The sequence below is a fragment of the Myxococcus sp. MISCRS1 genome, assembly GCF_026626605.1.
Taxonomy (GTDB): Bacteria; Myxococcota; Myxococcia; order Myxococcales; family Myxococcaceae; genus Myxococcus; species Myxococcus fulvus.
In genome coordinates this window covers 7,233,663-7,251,091 of sequence record NZ_JAPNKB010000001.1, presented here as the reverse complement: position 1 = coordinate 7,251,091, position 17,429 = coordinate 7,233,663, and the positions used below count along the sequence as shown (strand labels likewise).

Annotated in this window: 11 protein-coding genes; all 11 read left to right on the top strand. The window is 69.5% G+C overall.

Annotated elements, in window-relative coordinates; all coding sequences use genetic code 11:
- Nucleotides 1–40: 40 nt before the first annotated feature.
- A complete protein-coding gene (locus OWM54_RS28845) occupies nt 41–493 on the top strand; it encodes a phage tail protein (RefSeq protein ID WP_046716005.1) in 453 nt (150 codons plus the stop codon).
- Between the two features lie 15 nt (nt 494–508).
- Nucleotides 509–1,039: a phage tail protein gene (locus OWM54_RS28840; protein ID WP_046716006.1), complete on the top strand. Its 531-nt coding sequence runs from the start codon at nt 509–511 to the stop codon at nt 1,037–1,039.
- Between the two features lie 7 nt (nt 1,040–1,046).
- Complete coding sequence (locus OWM54_RS28835) at nt 1,047–1,238, top strand: DUF5908 family protein (RefSeq protein WP_223748300.1); 192 nt, start codon at nt 1,047–1,049, stop codon at nt 1,236–1,238.
- A gap of 2 nt (nt 1,239–1,240) precedes the next feature.
- A complete protein-coding gene (locus tag OWM54_RS28830; RefSeq protein ID WP_267699589.1) occupies nt 1,241–1,942 on the top strand; it encodes a CIS tube protein in 702 nt (233 codons plus the stop codon).
- Between the two features lie 93 nt (nt 1,943–2,035).
- Complete coding sequence (gene vgrG, locus OWM54_RS28825) at nt 2,036–3,736, top strand: type VI secretion system tip protein VgrG (protein ID WP_267699588.1); 1,701 nt, start codon at nt 2,036–2,038, stop codon at nt 3,734–3,736.
- Between the two features lie 25 nt (nt 3,737–3,761).
- Nucleotides 3,762–4,064 carry a PAAR domain-containing protein gene (locus OWM54_RS28820; protein WP_046716010.1) on the top strand — a complete coding sequence of 101 codons (303 nt, stop codon included), beginning with the start codon at nt 3,762–3,764 and terminating at the stop codon, nt 4,062–4,064.
- 6 nt (nt 4,065–4,070) lie between these two features.
- Nucleotides 4,071–4,496, top strand: coding sequence for a GPW/gp25 family protein (locus OWM54_RS28815; protein ID WP_223748298.1), 426 nt, complete (start codon nt 4,071–4,073; stop codon nt 4,494–4,496).
- 3 nt (nt 4,497–4,499) lie between these two features.
- Nucleotides 4,500–8,231 (top strand): baseplate J/gp47 family protein, encoded by a 3,732-nt coding sequence (locus OWM54_RS28810; protein WP_267699587.1) that lies wholly within the window; start codon nt 4,500–4,502, stop codon nt 8,229–8,231.
- Nucleotides 8,232–8,249: 18 nt separating this feature from the next.
- Complete coding sequence (locus OWM54_RS28805) at nt 8,250–10,706, top strand: hypothetical protein (protein WP_267699586.1); 2,457 nt, start codon at nt 8,250–8,252, stop codon at nt 10,704–10,706.
- Nucleotides 10,703–15,988 carry a contractile injection system tape measure protein gene (locus OWM54_RS28800; RefSeq protein ID WP_267699585.1) on the top strand — a complete coding sequence of 1,762 codons (5,286 nt, stop codon included), beginning with the start codon at nt 10,703–10,705 and terminating at the stop codon, nt 15,986–15,988. Before OWM54_RS28805 ends, OWM54_RS28800 begins: the two co-directional genes overlap by 4 nt.
- 4 nt (nt 15,989–15,992) lie before the next feature.
- Nucleotides 15,993–17,360 carry an ATP-binding protein gene (locus tag OWM54_RS28795; RefSeq protein ID WP_223781542.1) on the top strand — a complete coding sequence of 456 codons (1,368 nt, stop codon included), beginning with the start codon at nt 15,993–15,995 and terminating at the stop codon, nt 17,358–17,360.
- Nucleotides 17,361–17,429 lie beyond the last annotated feature (69 nt).

Here is a 17,429-nt window from a genome sequence, read left to right as displayed (position 1 = left end):
CGACTGATTCCACCCGATTCAAGCCGAACGAGGAGCCGCCATGGCAGGAGAAGTTCAGAACGACATCTGGCCGTTGCCGAAATTCTATTTCTCCGTGCAGCTCGGGGACGACACCTCCGTGAGCTTCCAGGAAGTGGATGGCCTGGAGACGGAGACGCAGGTCATCGAGTACCGGCACGGCAACAACCCCAGCTTCTATCCCATCAAGATGCCCGGCCTGGCCAAGGTGGGGAACGTGAGGATGCGCAAGGGCATCTTCGTGAACGATGCCCGCTTCTGGGACTGGTACAACGAAATCAAGATGAACACGATTGCCCGGCGGACGGTCATCATCAGTCTGCTGGATGAGCAGGGCGCGCCGAAGATGACGTGGACGCTGAACAACGCGTGGCCCACGAAGCTCTCCGGCACGGACCTCAAGTCCGAGGGCAACGAGGTGGCCGTGGAGACGCTCGAGCTCGCCTTCGAGACGCTGGTCGTCGCCGCGCCTTAATCCCCTCTCATCGCCATGTCCGAACCCTACTATCCGCCAGGCGCGTTCTACTTCAGCGTCTCCGTGCTCGGCTCCGCGACGCTGCTCGCGGCGGCGAGCGATTTGGACGCGTCGTTCCAGGAGATCTCCGGCATCGAGGCGCGCTGGGACACCGAGGACGTCACCGAGGGCGGCGAGAACCGCTTCATCCACAAGCTGCCCAAGGCGGCCCGGTACTCCAACCTGGTGCTCAAGCGGGGCGTGGTGACGCGGGACTCGTTCCTGGCGGAGTGGTTCGGACAGAGCGTGGGCTCGGGGCTGTCCCTGCCCCTGCTCCCGCAGAACATCCTGGTGCTGCTGCTCAACGAGGAAGGCCTGCCGCTGGTGGCGTGGGGCTTCGTCAACGCGTGGCCGCTGCGCTGGCAGGTCTCCCCCATGAGCTCGCAGGAGAACCGCATCCTCACCGAGTCCTTGGAGCTGTCCTACAACTACTTCGAGCGGGTGAACCTGGGCAGCCCGGCCTCCGTGGCCATCAAGCTGGCCCAGCTCACCTCTCGGTTGATGTGAGGCGCGCATGCCGCTCGAGGTCAACGAGGTGGGCATCCAGGTCAGCGTGAAGGGCGGCTCGGGCGAGGACGGCCTGGAGGTGTCCAGCACGCCGGTGGCGGACTGCAACCACGCGGAGGAGAAGGCGGAGAAGGAGCGGATGATGGAGGAGTGCGTGCGGCGCGTGCTCCAGGTGCTCAAGGCCCAGCGGGAGCGTTGACCATGGGGTTCTCCGGCAGCCTCGAGAAGATGATGGTCTTCGCCTACCAGAAGTCCGACTTCACGTCGGAGGTGGGCCGCTACACCGTGTACATCAACCCGGCGTCGTACTCGCACACGTACTGCGTCAAGTACAACGACGTGCAGCCGCAGGGCAGCAGCGGGGGCTCGCCGGAGTTCAACCGGATTCCCTCCGACACGGTGGAGCTGGAGCTGGTGTTCGACGGCACGGGCGTGGTGCCCAGCCCGCTGCCGGGGCTGATGCCCTTCACCGACGACGGCATCTCCGAGCAGGTGTCGAAGTTCAAGAACCTGGCCTTCACCTACAACGGGAACATCCACAGCCCCAACTACCTGAAGCTGTCGTGGGGCACGTTCCTGTTCAAGTGCCGGCTGTCGAAGCTGAGCATGACGTACACGCTGTTCAAGCCGGACGGCACGCCGCTGCGCGCCCGGGCCAAGGGGACGTTCCTCGGCTACAACGACGAGGTGGAGCTGGCGCTCCAGGCCCGGATGAGCTCTCCGGACCTGACCCACGTGCGCACGGTGAAGGCGGGGGACACGCTGCCGTTGATGTGCTTCCGCATCTACGGCACCAGCACGCTCTACCTGGAGGTGGCCCGGGTCAACGGCCTGGTCGACTTCCGGCGGCTCACGGTGGGCTCGCAGCTCATCTTCCCGCCGCTGAAGGAAGGCCAGACATGAGCACGCCCACGCCGGCGAAGGGCGGGCGCCCTGACGACGTTCGCCATCCAGGCGAACGGGGCGCTCATCCCCTCCACGTTCCGCGTCGTCTCGGTGGACACGTGGCTGGGGGTCAACAAGCTGCCGCGCGCGAAGCTGGTGCTGTTCGACGGGGATGCGTCCACGGGCACCTTCCCCATCAGCGCGACGTCCACCTTCCTGCCCGGCGCGCGCGTCAGCATCTCCGCCGGCTACGACGGGGACAACACGCGCATCTTCGAGGGCGTGGTGTGCCGGCAGGGGCTGGACATCGACGCGGCGTCGGGCTCGAAGCTGGTGGTGGAGCTGAGCGACGAGGCGCTGAAGATGACGCTGGAGCGCAAGAGCGGCTTCTTCGAGAAGGTGAAGGACAGCGCGCTCATCCAGACGCTGCTGTCGCGCAACGGGCTGTCCGGGAGCGTGGAGGCCACCACCGGCGTGCACGACGAAATCGTCCAGTACTACGCCACGGACTGGGACCTGATGGTGACGCGGGCGCAGCTCAACGGCCTGGTCGTCATGGCGGATGGCGGGAAGGTGACGGTGGCGGAGCCGGACACGCGCCAGGCGCCGGTGCTCGCGGTGGCGTACGGCACCACGCTGCTGGACCTGCAGGCGGAGCTGGACGCGACGACGCAGTTCGATGCGTCCTCCATCAAGGGCTACACCTGGGACGCGGGCGCGCAGAAGCTCATCGAGTCGGGGCCTCGCGCGGTGTCGGTGAAGGAGCAGGGCAACGTCTCCTCGGCGGAGCTGGCCAAGGTCTTCGGCGCGAAGAAGGTGGTGGTGCAGACGGGCGCGGAGCTGACGTCCACGGACCTCCAGGACTGGGCCTCGGCGGAGCTGCTCCTGTCGAAGCTGTCGAAGATTCGCGGCACGGCGCGCTTCCAGGGCAGCGCGCTCGCCAAGGTGGGCAAGACGCTGGAGCTGGGCGGGCTGGGGCCCCGCTTCAACGGCACGGCCTTCATCAGCGGCGTGCAGCACCACATCGAGGACGGGCGGTGGCTGACGACGGTGGACTTCGGGCTGTCCTCGCGCTGGTTCACGTCGGAGGCCCCGGACATCGCGGCGCCCGGGGCGTCCGGGCAGCTTCCTCCGGTCAAGGGGCTGCAGACGGGCGTGGTGAAGCAGGTGGCCAAGGACCCCGGCGGGGAGCTGCGCGTGCTGGTGGGGCTGCCGCTCTTCCAGGACCCGAGCCAGGGCGTGTGGGCGCGGCTGGGGATGTTCTACGCGTCCAAGGGCGTGGGCGCGCTGTTCTATCCGGAGGTCGGCGACGAGGTGGTGGTGGGCTTCATGAACGAGGACCCGAGAGACCCCATCATCCTGGGCTCCGTGTACAGCAAGCAGCGCGCGCCCGCGACGGCGCCGGACGAGCAGAACACGAAGAAGGCCGTGGTGACGCGCTCCAAGCTGGAGCTGTCGTTCGACGACGAGAAGAAGGTCATCCTCATCAAGACGCCCGGCGGCCACACGGTGAAGCTGGACGACACGTCCGGGGCCCTCTCGCTCCAGGACAGCAACGGCAACACCGTGTCGCTGTCCAAGGGGGGCATCGCGCTGGACAGCGCGTCCGACGTGAAGATTTCGGCGAAGCGCAACGTGGCGGTGAAGGCGGGTGGGAACCTGACGCTCGAGGCCACGGGAAATGTCTCCGTGAGCGGCGCGCAGGTGACGAACAAGGCCTCGATGAAGTTCGCGGCCAGCGGCAACGCGCAGGCCGAGGTGACGTCCAGCGGCGTCCTCACGGTGCGCGGCACGCTGGTCAAAATCAACTGAGTGCCGTGCCTGAAAGGAGTGCCTCATGCCTCCCGCAGCCCGACTCACCGACTTCCATCAGTGCCCCATGACGACGCCCGTGGGGCCCGTGCAGGTGCCGCACGTCGGGGGCCCCATCGCGGGCCCTGGCGCCGTCACCGTGCTCATCGGCGGGCTGCCCGCGGCGAAGGTGGGCGACATCGCCATCTGCGTGGGGCCTCCGGACGCCATCGTGAAGGGCTCCATGACGGTGAAGGTGATGGGGCTGCCCGCGGCGCGGCTGGGGGACAAGACGGCCCATGGCGGCACCGTGCTCGTGGGCCTGCCCACGGTGATGATTGGAGGGTGAGGCGCCATGGAGACCAAGGCCCCTTCGTTCCTCGGCACCGGCTGGAGCTTCCCGCCCACGTTCTCCCGGAGCACCGGCGGCGTGATGATGGCCAGCGGCGAGCTGGACATCCGCGAGAGCCTCTGGGTGCTCCTGTCCACGTCGCTGGGCGAGCGCACCATGCTGCCCAACTACGGCTGTGAGCTGCGGCAGATGGTGTTCCGCGGCGTGAACACCACGCTGACGCGGCAGATACAGGACTACGTCCAGCAGGCCATCCTCTACTGGGAGCCGCGCATCGTCGTGGACGCGGTGACGGTGCAGAAGGACGCCTCGGTGGACGGGCTGCTCTCCATCACCGTGTCCTATGTCGTCACGCAGACGAACTCGCGCAGCAACCTCGTCTATCCCTTCTATCTGCAGGAGGGGAGCATCCCGGTCACGGGGCCCTAGACCATGGCTCCGCTCGACAACAAGGTCGCCCTCAACGACGCGCCCAGTCAGCTCACGCGGTGGCTGCGCGCGCTGGAGGACGGGTATGCGCCGGTGGACGGACGCACGCGCTCGGAGCTGCTCGACTTCGCGCCGCGCTTCGGGGCGCTCGTCTACTTCTATGACTTGAAGAACCAGCGCGACGGGAACTGGTCGGAGTTCTTCCTCGCGGACCCGGTGATGGTGCTCGCGTCCATCGACGCGCTGGACACGGACTCGGTGGAGGAGCGGTTCCTGCGCACGACGCGGGAGGTGGACCTGTCGCGGACGCCGGAGCGCGCCTTCCAGACGCTCTCGGAGGGCTTCGAGCTCATCCTCGGGCTCGCGCGTCGGTTCGACCTCTGGCTGCGCGGCGCGGGGCTGGGCGCGCAGGGCGAGGCGGCGCGGCTCCTGGGGCAGGACCTGGTGAAGGCCGTCGAGGGGCCGCTGTCTGGGGCGCTGCGCTCGCTGGTGAGCCTGGCGAAGGGCGCGGCCGGGCCGCAGGCCTTGGGGCGGCTCATCCGCTTGGACGTCGCTGGGATGTCGCCGCTCTGGGGGCTGGAGGACCTGCCGGCGGATGGCTCGGCGTATCGCGGCGCGACGAAGGAGGCGCGGGCGCGCTCGGCGATGGCGAAGCTGGAGCCGCTGCTGGGGGCCTTCCTGGATTCGCTCTCGCAGCTCCAGGGGCTCGCGCGGCAGGTGCTGCCCTCGGTGCTGGCGAATGGAGACCATCCTCCGCACCTGGCGCTCTACATGGCGTTCGTGCGGCTCTTCCGCACCGCGCAGGACACCGTCAACTCGGTGTCGGGGCGGTATGCGTCGTTCTATTACCGCGACGTGCTGCGCCTGCGACCTCGCGGCGCGCTGCCGGACAGCACGTACCTCACCTTCACGCTCGCCGATGACGAGGCGGTGCGAAGTGAGGTCGTTCCCCGAGGCACCCTGTTCCCCGCGGGGAAGCGTCCGGATGGCCAGGACATCCTCTTCGCCTCGGACACCGCGGTGGGCGTCTCGCGCGCCACCGTGGCCCGACGCCTCGCGCTGCGGGTGCTGAGCGGACCGCTGGTTCCGGAAGTCGCGGCGCCCGTCGAGGGCGCGACGCCACTCACCGTCGTCAAGCAGGTGCTCGTCTCGGAGATGCCGCTCGAGCCGGATGCAACGCCGGACCCGGCGGTGGAGCCTCTTCCAGGCTGGGCGACGTTCGGCGCCGTGCGGGAGGGCGTCACCGCCACCACCGTCACCGGCCCCGCGACGCTCGGCTTCGCGCTCGCCTCCGGCTACCTGAGCCTGACGGGCGGCAGCCGCGTGGTGACGTTGAACGTGCCCCTCTCGCCCGAGTCCGCTCGCCTCCTGAGCTCCCGACTGGAGGTGCTCGCCGAGGCCACCGGCCTCGATGCGAGCACCGTGTTCCTGCAGGTGCTGCGCGAGTCGTTCACCCTCCAGGTCTCCATCGAGGAGGGCTGGCTGACGGTGGAGCGCTACGAGCCCATCCTCCCTGCGAATCTCGGGCCCGTGGGCGTGGTGCCCGTGGTCACGTTCTTCGGGCTCTGGTTCGAGCTGCCCCCGTCCGCGCCCGCCGTGGTGCCCAACGGCGCCGCGCCCGCGCCGGACCTGCCCATGCTGCGCGCCTTGCTGAACCCCGAGCCCGTCGCCCTGCGAAACGGCGTCGAGGTCCATCCCGTGTCGCTGCTCGACGCGGTGGCCTTCCAGAACCTGGAGCTGCAGGTCCACGTGCGCGAGCTGACGGGCGTGAGCATCGAGAACACCCAGGGCGAGGTGGACCCGAGCACCCCGTGGGCCCTCTTCGGCGCGTCGCCCGTGGTGGGCTCGTACGCGCGCCTGCGTCACACCGAGCTGTTCGTCAAACGCCTCGACACGCTCTCGCTCGCGCTCGACTGGTTCAACCTCCCCTCGGACACGGAGGGCTTCGCGGGCTACTACCGCGACTATCGCGTGGGGCCGGACGGGCTGCCGACGGAGGACCTCTTCGACAACACGAGCTTCAGCGCGGACCTGCGCGTGCTCCGCCCCGGCGCCTGGACGCTCCAGCCCCTCGTGCTGCCCGACGCGCCGCGGTGCCCCGGCTCTCCCCCGAGCGAGGACGCCCCCCGGGAGGGCGTGCGCTGCTGCCTCTTCCGCACGAAGCCGGACTGCGACACGCCCCCGCCCGAGCCGCGCGGCACGCTGTGCCAGGACACCGTGTTGAAGCAGTTCGACGTGGCCCCCGGCACGCCACCCGACTACTACGACCCGGCGACGAGCGCGCTCGAGCTGCGGCTGGCCACCCCGTCGTATGCCTTCGGTGACTCGCTCTACACCGTCAACGTGCTGAACGCGGTGCTGGCGGAGCTGCCCGACGGCTCGCAACCCTCCACGAAGGAGTCGCGGCTCCTCAAGGACATCAAGTACCCGAATCCCCCCTGGCTGCCCCAGGTGCGGACGCTGGCCGTGCACTACTCCGCGCACTGCCTGCTCGACGAGGCGCGCTTCTTCCACCTGCTGCCCTTCGAGGGCTTCAAGCAGGTGACCGTCGACGCCCAGCGGCCCGTCGCGCTGCTCCCCCACTTCAAGGCCCCCGCGAACCTGTACCTCGGCTTCACCGGCCTGGACGAAGCCCAGGGCCTCACGATGCTGTTCCAGCTGAGCGGCACCTTCACCGGGACGGGCGAGGTCCCCACCGTGCAGTGGGAGTGGCTCACGGCGACACGATGGAACCAGCTGCCTCCGGACCAGGTCCTCTCGGACTCGACGCGGGGACTGCAGGGCACGGGCATCCTCACCCTGGGCCTGCCCACCTTCACCTCGCGAGGCAGCACGCTGATGCCGAAGGTCGCCGACGAGGGCGACTACCAGTGGCTGCGCGCCTCCGTCCCACAGGAGGCGGACGACTTCCCCCGGACGCTCGCGCTCACGCCGCACGCGGTGACGGCGACGCGCAGCGCGCCCGGCGTCGATGTGGACACGCCCGTGCCCGCCGGGAGCATCACCCAGTCCGTGCAGGCGCTGCCCGACATCGGCGGCATCTCCCAGCCGATGGCGTCGTTCGGAGGACGTCCGCCGGAGACGGCGCACACGTTCGAGGTCCGCGCCTCGGAGCGCCTGCGCCACAAGGAGCGCGCGGTGCTGGCGTGGGACTACGAGCGGCTGGCCCTGGAGCGCTTCCCGTCCCTCTGGAAGGTGAAGGCCCTGCCCGCGCACGCGCCCCGTCAGTCCGGCGTGCCGGGCGCGGTGCTCGTGGTGGTGGTGCCTGGGCGCGACGCGTCGGCGTCGGCGGACCCGACGGTGCCCCAGGCCACGTCCGAGCTGCTCGAGCAGGTCGAGCAATTCCTCGCGGAGCGCGCCAGCGGCTTCGCGCAGGTCCGCGCCGTCAATCCCCTCTACGTCCGCGTGAAGGTGGACGCGGCGGTGCGCTTCCGCGCCGGAGAGGAGACGGGCGCGAGCCTGGAGCGGCTCGACCGCGAGCTCGTGGAGTACCTGTCCCCCTGGTACTTCGATGCGTCCCGCGCGACACGGCAGGGCGAGTACGGCTCGAGCGCGGACGTCTCCGACTTCATCCAGACGCGCCCCTATGTCGAGGAGCTGCTCTCGCTGGAGCTGGAGCACTCGCCGCGTCCCGAGACGCTGGAGTCCGACTGGTACTTCCTCACCTCGGAGACCCGGCACGCGCTGAGCGCCGCGGACGCGCCCGCCGCCCTGCTGGCCGCGGATGGCTACTGAGCCCTTTCGGAGCACACCATGGCAGAGCCCGTCACCGTCACCGCCACGCCGCCCACGAACGTGGGCCTGGACTACGCCGCGCTCGAGAAGGCGGGCACCGCGCTCCTCCAGGAGCTCTCGGGGAAGATATGGACGGACTACAACGCGAGTGACTCCGGCGTCACCACGCTGCAGCAGCTCTGCTATGCGCTCACGGAGCTGTCCTACCGCGCGACGTTCCCGCTCGCCGACCTGCTGGTGGACCCCGTCACGGGCGTCATCGAGCCCGCGCGACAGGGGCTCTTCCCCGCGCTCGACATCCTCCCGTGCGACCCGGTGACGGAGCGCGACTACCGCAAGCTGCTCATCGACCGCGTGCCCCAGGTCGCCAATGTCTGGCTCACCCCCGTCACCACCGGAGAGGTCCAGGGGCTCTACGACGTGAGGATTCTCGCGCCGGGGCGCGACGACTGCGCCACCGACGAGCGCTCCCCCGACGCCATCCTCGACGCCGTCCGCCGCGTCTACAGCCGGCACCGCGCCCTGTGCGAGGACCTCCGCGACGTCTCGCTCCTGGAGCCGCTCGACGCCGTCGTCACCGCCGAGGCCAGCATCGACGAGCGTCGGACGCCCGAGGACATCCTCGCCGCGCTGTTCTTCCGCGTCGGCAACCTCCTCGCGCCCGAGCCGCGTCGCGAGTCACTCAAGTCCCTGCTCGACGCGGGCCGGACCCCGGATGAAATCCTGGAGGGGCCGCTGCTGCGCAACGGCTTCATCGCGGACGCGCAGCTGCAGCCCAAGGCGGCGTCCATCGCGCTCCAGGACCTCATCCGCGTCATGGCGCAGACGCCCGGCGTCTCCAGTGTCCGAGGGGTGAGCCTGCGCGCGGGTGGCCAGGTCGCCACCGGACCTGACGGCGCGCTGCCGGTGGCGCCGGAGCAGGTGCTGCGGCTCGACACGCGCACGGACGCGAAGCGGGGCGGGTTTTCGATTCGGCTCTTGCGCAACGGCGTGGAGGTGAAGCCCCATCCCGCGCGCGTGCGCCGTGAGCTGGAGCGCCTGTGGGCCGAGCAGCGCCGCACCTATCCGCTGGGGAGCCAATACGAGGAGTACCTCGGCATGCCCCGAGGTCAGCGCCAGGACTTCCGCGCGTACACCTCCATCCAGACGCAGTACCCCATGGTCTACGGCATCGGGTCCGCGGGCCTCCCCGAGGGCGCACCGCCGCTGCGTCAGGCCCAGGCGCGCCAGCTCAAGGGCTACCTGCTCGTGTTCGAGCAGCTCCTCACGGACTTCTTCGCGCAGCTCGCGCACGTGCGGGACCTGTTCTCCGGCGACCCGGACCTGCAGCGGACGTACTTCTTCCAGCTGCTCACCGACGCGGTTCCGGATGTGGAGCCGTTGCTCGCGGAGCCTTCGGAGGGAGGGGACTCGCCGGGCTATGCGCTCGGACTGGAGGAGCTGGTCGCAAGCCAGGACCCCGTCACCGCGCGCCGCAACCGGTTCCTCGATGTGCTGCTGGCGCTCTGCGGGGAGCAACTGGACGAGGACTCCGTCGCGGGCACGTCGTGGGACGGCACTCCGGACGCGCTCCAGGCCGAGCGGGTGCTGCGCGCGAAGCTCGCGCTGTTCGAGCACCTGGTCGAGAGCACGCATTCGCGTGGACGCGGTATCGACGCGCTGGAGCGCCCCGGGCCGCGGAACGTCGCGGGCATGGCCATCAAGAGCCGCATCCAGCTGGGGATGCCCGTCGCGGACTCGCGCACGCTCATCGATGGGCTGGATGAGCATGGGTTGAATCTCTCGGACTCGGCGAGCACGGCGCCGGAGAGCCGCGCGCTGGCTCGATATGAGGACATGCTCGAGGAGCGCTTCACGCCCGTCGCCTCGCTGCCCGCGCCGGAGAGTCCTCCCGCGCCGCCCCTGCGCTCCCAGATGCTGGGGGGCGAGTTCCTGAGCGCGGCGGGCGCGGTGGAGCACTTCCGCGTGGGGACGCTGCCGGGGGAGTCCTCGTTGTCCCTGGTGTGCAAGGCGCCTTCCGAGGCGGGCTGGCACCTGGCGGGGAAGTTTCCGACTGTGGAGAGCGCGGTGGCGCGGGCGCATGCGCTCGTGGAGCAGGCGCGCCAGCTCAACCGGCAACGCTCGCAGCTCTACATCGTGGAGCACCTGCTGCTGCGGTCCGCCCGGCGCGAGGGCGAGGACGCCTTCCCCTACAGCTTCACGGTGACGGCGGTCATCTCCACGGCGACGGGCGAGTGGCGTGAGCCGGAGTTCCAGTCGTTCGCGCGCGAGGTCATCCGGAGCAACGCGCCCGCGCTGGTGGTCGCGGAGTGTCTGTTCCTCGGGTCCTCGCGCATGGCGGCCTTCGAGCGGCTCTACTGGGCCTGGAGGAATGCGCTCCGGCAGGCAGATGAGCCCGGGCTCTCGCTGGCCTCGGCGCGGCTGAGGGACTTCCTGGAAGCGGCGGCCCGTGAGTCCGGGGCGGACACCGCATGACGGGCTCGCGGCATCATCTCCGCAAGCAGACGCTGCGGGTGACCTTGGCGTCGGAGGAGCAGGCGCTGGCGCTCCAGCCCCGGCTGAGTGACTTCAACCGGCGTCGGCTGCTCGCCATCATCGAGAAGGTGTTCGACGCGGTGGATGTCCCCGGGCTGCACCTGCGCCTCGACCGACTCGATGTGGATTTGGGGACGGTGCCGTTCGACGACTTCGAGCGGGTGGTGGAGGAGCGGCTCTCCCTGCGACTCCAGGAGGCCGTGGAGCAGGCGGTGCGGGAGCGGCGCTCGTCGACACAGGCGGAGGACCGGCCTCGGACCGAGGAGGAGCTTCGGCTGGAGTTGCTGGAGCATTACCTGCTGCATGGCACCCTGCCCTTCTGGGCACCGCATGGCGTGGCGTTCTCGTTCGGCGCGCTCTTCGCCGAGCTTGCCCGGAGCTCTCCGGCCTCGCTGGTGCGGCTGGTGGGCAAGCACGCCACGCTCGGGCGGGTGTTGGACCGGTTGGTGTTGCAGCTCGACCAGCGGCAGTTGGAGCAGCTCGTGATGCTCCTGGAGCCGAAGCACGCGGCGCTGCTCATCGACTACATCGTCAGCCTCCAGGCGCTCCATCGCATCGAGCCGGTGTTGCCGCTGAGTGACCGGGCGCTGTCACGGCTGCTCTGGTCGCTGACGCTGACGTACCTGGTGAAGGACGCGGGCTCGCAGTTCAACCGCAAGAGCGCGTTGAAGCTCCTGCTCGAGGGGGTCTCGGAGAGCCAGGGCCTGGACTATCCGGAGCTGCTGACGACGCTGGACTCCGGGTTGGAGCAGGTGCGGAAGCGGCACCCGGTGCTGGCGTCGCTGTCGTCCGTCATCGGGGAGCTGGTGCGCGAGCTGCCGCTCCCCGAGGTCGAGGAGGTGGAGACTCCGGTGCTCGATGAGGAGCTGGCGACCACGGAGTCGGCGTCGGCGCGGTATGAGCTGGCGGAGGCGCTTCGGTATTACCTCCGCCATGGGGAGCTGCCGTGGGCCACGCTCGTGCGCATGCCGGAGCTGACGGCGGAGCGGGTCGTCGCGACGCTGCCGGAGCTGCCTCGCTCGCTGCAGCGGCGGGCGCTCGGTTGGGAGCAATCGGGTGGCTCGTTGGCACGGCTGGTCCGGGCGGTGCGGCGGATTCCCGAGGAGGTGCTGTCGAAGCTGCTGGTGCGGCTGATGCCGCGCCCCGGAGATGAAGGGAGTCCGCTGCGCTCGGCGCTGCCCGTGTTCGCGGCGCGCGCCGAGGACAAGCCGCTGTTCTTCGCGCGACTGCTCGCGGCGCTGCTGGATGGGAAGCCGGTGGTCCTGGAGGAGCTCTCGGCGACGCGGGTTCCGGGAGGCACGGAGGACTGGGGAGTTCGTGACGCGGACCTGTCGCGGTGGGAGGCACATGCGCTCAAGTCCGCGCTGGTGAGCCGACTTCGCTTCGGGACGAAGGCAGGGCCGACGGTGGAGGAGTTGCTCGGCGCGCTGCTGACGTCGTTTCCCGAGGACAGTCGGCACTTCCTCCTGGCGCTGCGGGACACGGAGGACTTGCGGACGGTGCTCGTCGACCGGAGTGGGGAGGATGTTCTCGGCAGGGCGATGGACTTGCTGCGTCCGCGCGAGTCCCGGTCGATGCGGGCGTTGCTCCGGGCGATGAGCGAGCTTCCGGAGCGGGTGCTGCCGGGCGGCATCGAGGGTGCGCGGCAGACGGTGTTCCATGAACTGCTGTTGCTGGGAGAGACGGCTCCGCTTTCCCGGAGCACCGTAAGCCGACTGCTGCGGAGACTGTTCGGTGCGGAGATGCCCCTGGAAGCCCAGGGGTTCTTGTCGCGCGTCATCGCGGACTGGGGCGCATCGGGAGGCGTGCTCCAGAAACATGCGGAGGTCTTCGGTGCGGCGCTCGACCACCTTCGTGAGCGAGGTGGCACGTCACCTTCCGGAGACGTTGATGGTCCGCTCAGGGAGGCTCCTCGCGACGAGGATGGCGACGTACGGTGGCGCGCGGGCGAACGAGCTCCGCCCGTTCATGCGGCCACGAGTTCGCGCACGCCGGACGGCATCCGTACTGACCACGGAGACTCGGCCCCTCGCGTGCAGATTGTTGAATCCGGCACCCACAGCCACTCGGTCGCTCTCTGGCGAGACGCGGCATCCTTCGACCGCGGCGACGCATCCTCGCTCGGAAAGAGCAGTGTCTCCGTCCACCACGCTCCGCATGGACAAGACGAAGCAGCCTTCAACCAAGGCGGCCCCACATCACGCGAAGAAGACACCGTTCCTCTGGGCCTCGGCCATGCGGCCTCGCGCAGACAGGACAGAGACTCCGTTGCCCAAGGAGCTCCAGCCGCAAACGAGCAGGCGGAGGAAGGTCTCGACCACGGCGACTCCGCTTCACGCGAGCACGGCAAGGTACCTATCGGCCACGAGTCCGACTCTCATGAACGAGCAGGGAGTTCTGACAGCCGCAGCGACGCACCTTCGCGTCCAGGCGACGCGGCAGCTATCGGCCACGAATCCGAATCGCACGAACGAACAGGGGCATCTGGCGATACACCTTCGCTCGCTGGAGACGAGGCATCCCTCGGCCACGAGTCCGACTCGTATGAACGAACCGGACGTTCTCGTAGCCGCAACGACGCACCTTCGCTCTTGAGCGACGCGGCATCCCCCGGCCACGACGTATCAGGCTCACGTGCTTATCTCAGCTGCAGCGACGCCGATTCGCTCGCTCGGGACGAGGCATCACTCAGTCATGACAGCTCAGACTCTCGTGGACTCGCCGGGACATCCCCCAGCTACACCGACGCAGCTTCGCGAGCGCAAAGCGGGGTACCCCTCCACGTCGAGGGTGCAGACTCGGGCGGACGAGCCGGCCCCCTCCTTAGCCACACCGACGCAGCTTCGCGCGTGCCAAGCGGGGTGCCCCTCCGCTTCGAGGGTGCGGACTCGAGCGGACGAGCCGGCCCCCTTCTCAGCCACACCGACGCGGCTTCGCGAGCGCAAAGCGGGGTACCCCTCCACTTCGAGGGTGCAGACTCGGGCGGACGAGCTGGCCCCCTTCCCAGTCACACCGACGCGGCTTCGCGAGCACCAAGCGGGGTACCCCTCCACTTCGAGGGTGCAGACTCGGGCGGACGAGCTGGCCCCCTTCCCAGTCACACCGACGCAGCTTCGCAAGCACCAAGCGGGGTGCCCCTCCACTTCGAGGGCGCTGCCCCAGGCGGACGGGCCGGAACACCCCTCAGTCACACCGACGCAGCTTCGCAAGCACCAAGCGGGGTGCCCCTCCGCTTCGAGGGCGAAGACTCGGGCGGACGGGCCGGGGCATCCCTCAGTCGCACCGACTCGGTTTCTCGCACCCAAGTCGCGCCCGCTCCTGGCGATGACAGCGTCCGCTCGCACGAACAAACCCAGGAACTCCTCAGTCGCAGCGACTCAGTTCCGCATGCTCACGACGAGGCACCTTTCGGCCACGACGACCCCAGTTCGCACGAACGAACCCAGGAACTCCTCCGTCGCAGCGAGGCGTCCGCACGTGCGCGGACCGATGCACTCGACGTTCACAGCGACTCGGTCCCACCGGCGCGGGACTCGGCACCTTTCAGCAACGACGGCGCAAGTCGGCACGCACAAAGCGAAGTCCCCTCCAGCCTCAGTGCCCTCGATGCGCGCGTGAGCGACTCAGCACCTCCCAACGTCGACACGGGAGGTGCCGCGCATTCCGGGCCTGCGACACATCCAACGGTGCACCACACGGATGCACCACCTCCCGCGGCACACGCATCACTCCCCACAGAGCACTTCGCGCACGGCCACACGGACGCAATCGCCGCGACCGTGAAGCACGTCCATCACGAACGTGGCGACCTCCACGCAAGAGACACACAGCCCTCCGACACAGCCCCACGGGCGGGGGCCAGACCTCTTCAACCCGGTGACACCTCCTCGCGCGCGGAGTCAGCCCCCCTCCATCGCCCCACCGCATCGCAAGCAAGCGGTCATCGGCCATCCACCGCGCGAGTCGCCCACCCGCTCGATGTCCCACGGAGCCCCTCCGAGTCCGCTCCACTCCCTCCACGCGCCGGCACGCACGACAGTCCTGAAGCACGCGAAGCCCTCTTCGCCTTCCTGCTCGCCGAGAGCGCGGACCGCTACGCGGGACTCTCCGACGACGCCCTGCTCCGCCTGCTCCAGTCACTCCTCGACGAATCCCCGGACGTGCTCCACGGCTTCATCCGCCGTCACGTGCACCGCCGCCACCTCCAGGAACACTGGGCGCGCATCCTCCCGGACCCGCTCCTCGCGCGCATCGCCGCGGTGCTCGCGCCCCGCCTCCACACCGCGCTCCTGTCCACCGTCGAAATCCTCATCGCCGCATGGCAGGACGTGGCGCCCTCCGACGTGCCCTCCCTCACGGAGCGCTCCGCGTTCTGGCGCTTCGTCCTGGAGCTGCTCGGCAGACGCCCCGGAGCAAGCCTCGGACTCGAGCAGCTCATCGCCGCGTTCCTCGAGCACTTCTCCACCCGCCTGCGCGGCGCCCACCCCACGCACCGGGACTCACGCGGCGTCGCCGAGCGACTCCTGGAGCGCGCCATCGAACTGGCCCACCACGAGTCCCTCCCCCGCCTGGCCTCCGTGCTCCGCCAGCGACGCTCCACCTTCCTCGCCGCCTGGACCACACCACCCCGCCCGCCCGCGCGCGCCACGAAACCCTCGCGTCAGCGCACCTCCTTCCAACTCGGCGCGGACGAGCACGGTGCCAACGACGGCAACCCCATCTACATCGAGAACGCGGGCCTCATCCTCACCAGCCCCTTCCTGCCCCACCTCTTCCGCGAGCTGGGCCTCACGCACGTGGATGACCAGGGCAAGACACGCCTGGACCCCGAGCCCGCCACGCGCGCCGTGCACCTGCTCCAGTACCTCGTCGACGGCCGCACCAGCGCCCCCGAGCCCCTGCTCGTCCTCAACAAGATTCTCTGCGGCCTCTCCGTCCCCACCCCCATCCCCAGCGGCATCGAGATGACCCCACAGGAACAGTCCCTCTGCGACCGGCTCCTCAAGGCCCTCATCGCGAACTGGGCCATCCTCTCCGGCACGTCCGTCGCGGGCCTGCGAGAGACCTTCCTCCAACGCGAAGGACGCCTCGAACAACTCGAGGACCGCTGGAAGCTCCAGGTGCAACGCAAGACGCTCGACGTGCTCGTCGACCAGGTCCCCTGGAGCCTCTCCATCCTCACCTACCCCTGGATGCCCCAACCCCTCTACGTCTCCTGGTAGCGCCATGGACCTCCGCTCGCCCTCCACCAACGCCGAGTGCCTCCGGGCCGAGGTCGCCTGGCTCACCCAGTGGCTGGACCTCCGACTCCAACAACACGCCGGGAGCCCCCTGCCCGCGCCGCTCCTCGACACCCTCCCGCCGCCACCCCTCCCCACCCTCGAGGCCCCCTACGCCGAGCTGCTCCGCGAACTCCACTGCACCCCCGCCGAGCGACTGCTCCTCATCCTCGCCGCGCTGCCCCACCTCCAGCCCGCCGCGCTGGACCCGCTCTTCCTGCGCAACCAGGCCCTGGACCGCCGCTTCACCGAGTTCGGCGGCGTCGTGGGCCAGTCCCACGGCGGCATCCTCCCCACCGGCGAGACTGCGCTGTTCCTGCTCGCCGGAGACGACCTCCAGGCGCGGCTGACGCACCTGCCCCTCTTCCACCCCGACCACCCGCTGTTCGCGCGCCGCGTGCTGCGACTGGAGCGCCGTCACCCGGAGGAGCCCCCGCTGTCCGCCGCGCTCCAGCTCACCCCCGAGGCCCTCGAGCGCCTCACCACCGGCGCCCACTACCAGCCGCCCTTCGGCCCGGAGTTCCCCGCGCAGCGCATCACCACGATGCAGGGCTGGGAGGACCTGGTGCTCGACGCGCCCCTGCGCGACGACGTCGAGGACATCATCACCTGGGCCCGCCACCAGGGGACGCTCCTGGAGGACTGGGGCCTGAAGAAGCAGCTCAAGCCCGGCTACCGCACGCTCTTCCACGGCCCTCCCGGCACCGGCAAGACACTCACCGCGACCCTGCTCGGCAAGGCCACCGGCCTGCCCGTCTACCGCGTCGACCTGTCCAAGGTGGTGTCCAAGTACATCGGCGAGACGGAGAAGAACCTCGCCAGCCTCTTCGACCACGCCCAGCTCCAACGTTGGATCCTCTTCTTCGACGAGGCCGACGCCCTCTTCGGCAAGCGCACCGAGTCACGCAACGCCAATGACCACGCGGCCAATCAACAAATCTCCTACCTGCTCCAGCGCATCGAGGACTTCCCCGGCATCGCCATCCTCGCCAGCAACCAGCGCGCGCACTTCGACGAGGCCTTCGCCCGCCGCTTCCAGTCGATGATTCACTTCCCCATGCCCGGCCCCGCGCAGCGCCTGCGGCTGTGGGAGGCGTGCTTCAAGGACAAACCCTTCCCGCTGGCCCCCGACGTGGACCTCGCGAAGCTCGCGCGCGAGCACGAGCTGTCCGGCGGCGCCATCATCAACGTGCTCCGCCACGCGTGTCTCAAAGCCGTCATCCGCATGCCCCAACAGCTGCGCGCCGCGGACCTCCTCCACGGCATCCACCGCGAGCTCCACAAGGAAGGCCGCTACACCCTCCCCTCGCGATGAAACCTGCTCAACACGCCGTATCAGGGAACCTTGATTGACGAATCAATCCCTCTCTACCGTGAGCGACCC

What these genes read in the sequence shown, in the direction of transcription:
- OWM54_RS28845 (WP_046716005.1), top strand. Translation starts at nt 41, where the DNA reads ATGGCAGGAGAAGTTCAGAACGACATCTGGCCGTTGCCGAAATTCTAT.
- OWM54_RS28840 (WP_046716006.1), top strand. Translation starts at nt 509, where the DNA reads ATGTCCGAACCCTACTATCCGCCAGGCGCGTTCTACTTCAGCGTCTCC.
- OWM54_RS28835 (WP_223748300.1), top strand. Translation starts at nt 1,047, where the DNA reads ATGCCGCTCGAGGTCAACGAGGTGGGCATCCAGGTCAGCGTGAAGGGC.
- OWM54_RS28830 (WP_267699589.1), top strand. Translation starts at nt 1,241, where the DNA reads ATGGGGTTCTCCGGCAGCCTCGAGAAGATGATGGTCTTCGCCTACCAG.
- OWM54_RS28820 (WP_046716010.1), top strand. Translation starts at nt 3,762, where the DNA reads ATGCCTCCCGCAGCCCGACTCACCGACTTCCATCAGTGCCCCATGACG.
- OWM54_RS28815 (WP_223748298.1), top strand. Translation starts at nt 4,071, where the DNA reads ATGGAGACCAAGGCCCCTTCGTTCCTCGGCACCGGCTGGAGCTTCCCG.
- OWM54_RS28810 (WP_267699587.1), top strand. Translation starts at nt 4,500, where the DNA reads ATGGCTCCGCTCGACAACAAGGTCGCCCTCAACGACGCGCCCAGTCAG.
- OWM54_RS28805 (WP_267699586.1), top strand. Translation starts at nt 8,250, where the DNA reads ATGGCAGAGCCCGTCACCGTCACCGCCACGCCGCCCACGAACGTGGGC.
- OWM54_RS28800 (WP_267699585.1), top strand. Translation starts at nt 10,703, where the DNA reads ATGACGGGCTCGCGGCATCATCTCCGCAAGCAGACGCTGCGGGTGACC.
- OWM54_RS28795 (WP_223781542.1), top strand. Translation starts at nt 15,993, where the DNA reads ATGGACCTCCGCTCGCCCTCCACCAACGCCGAGTGCCTCCGGGCCGAG.